The organism is Glycomyces sp. NPDC048151, assembly GCF_043202775.1.
In the GTDB taxonomy this organism is placed as follows: Bacteria; Actinomycetota; Actinomycetes; order Mycobacteriales; family Micromonosporaceae; genus Glycomyces.
This window is the reverse complement of sequence record NZ_JBIDBB010000009.1, coordinates 304,323-310,474: the sequence shown is the minus strand read 5'-3', so window position 1 is coordinate 310,474 and position 6,152 is coordinate 304,323. Positions and strand designations below refer to the sequence as shown.

Sequence of the window (6,152 nt, the reverse complement as noted above, 5' to 3'; positions counted from 1 at the left end):
TCGACCTCGTAGGGGGCGACGATCGGCGGGACGGCGGCGAGCACGCCGGTCACCTCTTCGACCTCGGCGTAGTCGTCCCACGGGGGAACCTGCTCACGGGGCAGGTTCCGCCAGGCGTCGAGCTGATAGCGCTCGGCTTCCTCCGCGTCGATGACGGTCGGAGCGAGGCCTCGGTTGCTCAAGTCAGGCCGCAATGGATTCACTCGAAAATCGTATAGCCGACTCGTTCGAAGTCGTATGGCTGTTTTCCTGGCACCGAAGACCTGCAGACAATGCCCACCATGGTCCAGTGGGATGCTCCCGAATGTCGGGATACAGCCAGGCCGCCTCCTGTTCGCTTCAACTAGAGTCTGCTCACGTGACCCGCTTTGGATTCAAATCCGTCTATCTGGCCCGTCATGGGCAGACACAATGGAACACCGAAGGTCGTCGGCAAGGCCGCCTCGACTCCCCACTGACAGAGGAGGGACGCGGACAGGTGACCCGATATGCGGAGCGGCTCGGTGGGGAACCGATCGACTCGCTCTTCGCAAGTCCGCTAGGGCGTGCGAGCACTTCGGCCGGCATCGTCTCCGAGCGGCTGCGTCTCCCGATTCGGTTCCTGGACGATCTCAGCGAAGTCGATCACGGGGCGTGGTCGGGACTCGTCGACGAAGAGATCGACAGTCGCTGGCCGGGTGAGAGCGAAGTCCGTTCAAATAACAAGTACCGTCATCGGTTCCCGGGCGGTGAGAGCTACGCTGACGCCTCCGTTCGAGCGCATCAAGCGCTTGCGGCGGTCGAGCGGAGCGGATCCGAGACACCCCTCCTCGTTTCACATGAAATGATAGGCAGGATGCTCATAAAGCATCTAACCGGAATGGATTACGAGGAAGCGCTCGAGCTAAAGCAGCCGAACGAGGTCGTATACTGTGTCGACCCTGACGGGATGATTTCGAGTCTCGCGTGAGGCTCGCGGCGCCAGGACCGATGCCGGACACTCCAACAACTCTGCCAACGGATCCCGATCAGTTCGACTGCGGCAACATGGTTTCGCCGGCAATTACACCGACGGTCGACGCCCCCTCTTCGAGCACTTTCACGCCATCGATGTCTACGCGCCGGCGAGCCGGGTGATCTCCTCCAGCAAGCCCGCTTCGATGCGAAGCCGCCCAGTGTCACTCACCGGCATGGTCTTCGATCGGGAACCGGGGAGCCGCACTCCGTTGCTGCCGGGGAGGGGTGGGCAAGAGGTCAGATACGCAGCAAGCCTGGCCACATCCGCGGCAACGTCGTGTGCCGTCCGCTCGAAGACCTCCAACGGGAGCGTCAGGAAGAACGCGGCGTTCCCGCGAGATCGCTTGCCAGATGCCACGAAATCGGGACCCGCCAGGACTCCCGACAGTACTTCAGCGATCAGTGCGAGACAGAACCCCTTGTACCCCGCGGCTCCGGTCAAGAACGTCTCGGTCGGCTTCCTCTGCAGGTCCTGCGGATACGAGGCGGGTCTGCCGAGCCGGTCGCTAAGCGGGCTCTCAACGAAGACCCCACCCGCCCGAGCCACCGCCTGTACCGATCCATCCGATGAGGCGGAGCTGCTCATGTCCACCACCAAGGGGGCATCGCCTGGAACCGGGCACCCGAATACCAGCGGGTTCGTGGCCAGTCTCGCTTCGGCACCGCCGAATGGGGCGACCTTCTGAGCGCCGCCGGAGAAATTCGAGAACCCAAGCACGATCATTCCCACTTCGGCGATCGGCTTCGCGATATGCGCGAGCCGGCCGAGGTGGCCGCTTCTCCTGACAGCGATGACAGCAGGCGCATTCCCACCGCGACTGGCGATAGCCGATTCAACGACAGTTTGCCCGACCAACTCGCCGAATGACCAACGGCCGTCAATGACCATTCGAGTACCGTCGATGCGATGCTTCTCGGGGGTCGCGTTCGCGTCGATGCGTCCGGTGCGGATCGATTTCGCGTACTCGGGGACTCTGAGCAGGCCGTGCGAAGGGTAGCCTTCGAGCTCGGCGTTGACCAAGGAACCCACCACGTCCGACGCGGCGTCCTCGGGCGCGCCGGCACGTTGCAGCGCTTTGACCGCAAGTTGTGCGACCTCTTCCAAGCCCACCTCAATTGGATGTCGCCACACCTTTCCCATCGGGATCACTCGCCATGCGCGCAGGGCCGCATGTAGTTCGGCTTCCCCGCTGTACGCGGTGACCTTCGTGGAATGGGAGAGCAACTGCTCGAATCCGCTCGGTCCCTCAGCTCCGACCATGCCCACTGGGGAGAGGATCCGACAGCGCCCCGAGGCACTGGCATGCCGAATCGCCCAATTGGTCACCTCCTCCGAGTACCGACCGACCCGCTGGAAAAGGACGATCAGGTCATGCTCTGCGGTCGCCAGCGCCGCAAGCGCCGCAGCGGCTGTCGTCCCGGATGACGGACCCCACAGGCTCTGCTCCAGCGCGTCGACGTCGACTACCTGTACCCGATCCCCTGATGCATCGCCGATTTGCTCCGAGGGGATGGAAGTCGGATCCATTTGTTTCTCGCAGAAGACCAGCAGGGACTTGCCCGGGTGGCTCCAAGTCTTCCCCATCCTTCAGACTCCAATCTCTGGACACGAGGCCTCGCCCAGTCGAGCGGTGATCACTGCGAGAGAGTACGGGTCGGCAGCGCCCCCTGTCGTTCGCAAACCGCTCGCCATCTGCGCCACGACCTCCAATGTGACGCTGTCCGAATCCCAGCTGCCCGGAAGCCGTTCCTGCTCTTGGAAGCAGACCCGTGTCGTGTAGATGTTGACGAAGTCCATCGCCATGAACCACTGCACGAGCCGTGCATCAAGATCGTCTGGTAGCCGTGCTGCGAGCACGTCACTAACCTGCTTGAGAAGCGACAGTCGTGTCGAGTCGCTCATGGAGAGCAGGACCATTCGCATCAGGAATCTGGCGATGTCGCATTCCCTCCATCCGAAGGCGGGAAGCGGATCGATGAGCATCGGTCGTGCACCCTCGCGCAGCAGCACATGTTCGGGCTTGAAATCGCCATAGACGAGCCGCATCGCCCCGCTCGACGGCCACGAGGTTCGCGCGATCGTTTCGACCAGCGAGGAGATGCCGCGCGCGAGCTCGGCACTGGGAACGACCTTGTCGACGTACTGGCGATGCCGTCCCCGCAGGAATTTACGCCGGAACGTGCCGACCATTCCGAGTGCATGTGCCCTGTTCACCGCATCGGCATCGGGTGGCTCGAGTCTCGTCGGCGGATACTCCCAAAGCCGCTCGAGCAGGCCGACCGCGTAAGCTGAAGCCTCCGATGCCTTCTCGTTGGGGACATCGCGATCGGCGATGGAAGCCGTCGACGCACCCTCGGCCGCGATGACGAGCACGCCGTCCACTAGGCCGATGACTCGCGGCACGGCGTCGGCGCCCAGAATGCCGGTGAGCAACCTCAATCCTCTGGCCTCATCAAGACACGCGCTCGAGGTGGCCGCGTACTCGCGCTGTGCGCGAACGATCTCGTCGAGTTCGCGGGCGCGGACGCCGCCCTCCTGGCGCAGCGATGACCGCGCCTTGCCCAGAATCGAGCATTTCGCGACTGCCCGCCCGATATCGGCGTCGAACATGTACACATAGCTCGTGACGCTGGGGATCAGCGTGAGCGGCTCAGAAAATGCGATCCCGAGCTGCTGCAGCGCATGACGAACTTGTTCCCTCGCGACGGTCTCGAAGACGTCGTCGACGAACGGACCTGTTCGGGCGGTCCCAGGCAGTACCGGTTGGGACCTCGATTGGGCCGTCATCTGGTCTTCAGGTGGTCGGCGATGAGATAGGCGAGGTCAATGACCTGACGCGCGTTCAACCTCGGTGTCTTCGGCAAGACGGCGGGTGAGCGGCCGCTGCCGCTCAGCCAGGTACCACCGACGCACTCGTCCACGTCTTCGTGGGTGAGCGGCATTCTGATGCCGGCCAGCGCTGTGCCCGCCGATTCGAGTGCCGCCTCCGTAGCCAGGAAGCGTTGGTGAACGCGGCCGAATACGACTGGAGCCGCGGCGTTCTCGGGTACCGCATCACACATCCACACCGGCGTGCAACCGAGGTCCGAAATCCGGCGTGCGAGCGCGGCGATCTTCTCACCTTCGGCGTCATCCTCCGCCGCGACCGCGATGGCAAGACGCCCATGCGGGTCGCCGGCAGATACGGCCTCGACGAATCTGATGAGGATTTCAGGATCAGACCGGGAGTCGAACACCGTTCCGAGGGGATTGTTGATTCCTGTGATGAGGTGTTCCGGGAAGCGATGTTCGTCGAGCTCACTCGCATCGACCCAGAGCATGTGGGTCGAGGTATCGAACCAGTCGGCGTCAGAGCGGCTCCTCCGCGTCATACCCTGCTCGTAGTCGGGGTCGGTCGCCTGGTGCGATACGTAGAACTCGGACGAGAACAGGCTTCCCTCGTCTGCTCCCATCCGACACGCGTCGAAGAACGACAACGCCCGCTCGATCGCGTCGACGGTGAGGTCGTAGCGCAGTCCGGAGGGGCTTTCGCGGATGAACTCCGGGCTCCACTGTCTCACGTTTCGTAGATCGGCCTGGCCTCCGGAGGAGCATCCGCGTACGAAGTTCAAGACGCCGACCTCGCTTCGGTACCGGTCTGACAGTGTTCGCTCTTGGACCGCGGCCCCTTCCCCGTCGGTAGAGGCCACTCGCACGACCCGCAGACCCGTTTCGTACATGACGATCGCCGAGAACGCAAGGATGATCTCGAGGTGCGACTGCACCGATTGCGCGGACATCGGGTTCCCGGCTGGAAGCCCGTTGGCCGCGGCGAAGACGAAGGCTTTGCGTGCGGCGGCCTCTCCGAGTCTCCGCCTGAGACGACTCACCTCGGTGTCCATCACCAACGGAGGAGCCGAGTAAAGGACTTGGAGGTCCTGGCGAAGACTTGCGGCGGGTCCGTGCTCCGCTGCACCGGGTTGACCGCCGTAAGGAGGCGTCCGGGTCCTTTCAGTGTCGGCGGGTGTCACTGGACTCACGCACCCAGGATCCGGCTTACATCCTCAAGGCTTCTCCACGAAGCCGTGGTCGCCGGGAGCCGAGCAGCTGCGAGCAGCGTCGCTTCAGTGCTTTGAGGGGCGAACCATCCGAGCCAGTCAGGACGGTTCACGTCCCGACCGGTCACCACGTGCTGTTCGAGGAACAGCTTCTTGGACGTGAAGTCGAGGTCGGCGACTTCCAAGGGGGCCTTTGCGTTGTACGTGGGGAACACCAGGCGACTCAGGTAGGCGGGCGCGAGCCGCGGCGCCAAGCCCAGACAGGCGAACATGTCCTGCCAGTGGACCCTGATCTTGGCCGCCCTGGTCCACTCTGTCGCTTCGTCGAATGCTGGGGCCAGGTGCTCCGTGCCGGGGAAAGAACGTAGGGTTCCGGCGAAGGTGCTGATTCGCTCAGGGCACGCGAGGACCTGGATACCCGATGGGCCAGGGACCAGGATGAGCCTCTCGCATGACAGCGCCTCTCCACCGCCGGCGCCCGCTCCGGCCATGAAGAAGGTGGTCTTCCCCGCTCCGCGGTCGCCGAGCACCAACGTGACCTCGTCGCCCTTGCCCAATATCGCCGCACCGTGCACGACGAGGCCGCCCATCGACTCGAGCCAGGGAATGAAGAGCAGATCCCGCACCACCCTTCGAACATCCGAGGCGGCATTCGCAGGATCGGGGTTGGCGACCTGGATACGTCGCGCGCCGGGATCCGCGAGAATCCACGAACCGGTGTCCGCAGAGTGGATGAGGGTTCCGGAGTCCGTCTGGAAAGACAGGCCTCGCCGCAGGTCGTACGAGTGGCTACCAGAATGGAGCAGGATCGGATGTCCGCAAGACGATCCCTGCGTTTGCTCGCGGACCTCCGACACGGCAGTGATCTCGGCTGAAGCCTCGATCGCCGCGAGCCGGGGGAGCCCCGAGCTTCCACCCGGTTCCACCTGGAAGAAGGCCCCGAGCTCCCCGCGGAGAAGGGTTGGCACCTCAGGGATGTCCGATCGGATGTCGACCGTTCTTCCCATGAGTGTCGCCGAGGTGTGCTCGAATCCTGCAGGCGCTGCCGAAGATGTCATGATGATGATGGTCCCTTTCTGGAGGGTGAGTTGTTCCTGCGGCGTTCGCAATGTGCCGGA

Annotated in this window: 5 protein-coding genes and 1 pseudogene; 1 reads left to right on the top strand and 5 read right to left on the bottom strand. The window is 63.7% G+C overall.

The genetic code is table 11. The annotated features are described in order from the left end of the window. A pseudogene (locus tag ACGGCP_RS22805) lies at positions 1-182 on the bottom strand (3-deoxy-7-phosphoheptulonate synthase class II); the annotation flags it as partial. A gap of 176 nt (positions 183-358) precedes the next feature. Here ACGGCP_RS22805 and ACGGCP_RS22800 point away from each other — a divergent pair. Next, positions 359-949, top strand: coding sequence for a histidine phosphatase family protein (locus ACGGCP_RS22800; RefSeq protein ID WP_392969544.1), 591 nt, complete (start codon positions 359-361; stop codon positions 947-949). Positions 950-1,093: 144 nt separating this feature from the next. Here ACGGCP_RS22800 and ACGGCP_RS22795 read toward each other — a convergent pair whose 3' ends face one another. Genes ACGGCP_RS22795 through ACGGCP_RS22780 form a run of 4 tightly spaced genes read right to left on the bottom strand, consistent with a single transcriptional unit; the run spans position 1,094 to position 6,143 of the window. Continuing rightward, the gene (locus tag ACGGCP_RS22795; protein WP_392969541.1) at positions 1,094-2,581 is read right to left on the bottom strand and encodes an Ldh family oxidoreductase; all 1,488 of its coding nucleotides are present in this window, start codon (positions 2,579-2,581) and stop codon (positions 1,094-1,096) included. 3 nt (positions 2,582-2,584) lie between these two features. Then, a complete protein-coding gene (locus tag ACGGCP_RS22790; protein ID WP_392969538.1) occupies positions 2,585-3,784 on the bottom strand; it encodes a hypothetical protein in 1,200 nt (399 codons plus the stop codon). Next, on the bottom strand, positions 3,781-5,007 hold the full coding sequence (locus ACGGCP_RS22785) for a 3-deoxy-7-phosphoheptulonate synthase (RefSeq protein ID WP_392969570.1): 1,227 nt from the start codon (positions 5,005-5,007) through the stop codon (positions 3,781-3,783). Before ACGGCP_RS22785 ends, ACGGCP_RS22790 begins: the two co-directional genes overlap by 4 nt. 5 nt (positions 5,008-5,012) lie before the next feature. Continuing rightward, positions 5,013-6,143, bottom strand: coding sequence for a hypothetical protein (locus ACGGCP_RS22780; protein ID WP_392969535.1), 1,131 nt, complete (start codon positions 6,141-6,143; stop codon positions 5,013-5,015). Positions 6,144-6,152 lie beyond the last annotated feature (9 nt).

Excerpts from the sequence above, each read along its gene's own strand:
- ACGGCP_RS22795 (WP_392969541.1), bottom strand. The coding sequence starts at position 2,581 with ATGGGGAAGACTTGGAGCCACCCGGGCAAGTCCCTGCTGGTCTTCTGC.
- ACGGCP_RS22790 (WP_392969538.1), bottom strand. The coding sequence starts at position 3,784 with ATGACGGCCCAATCGAGGTCCCAACCGGTACTGCCTGGGACCGCCCGA.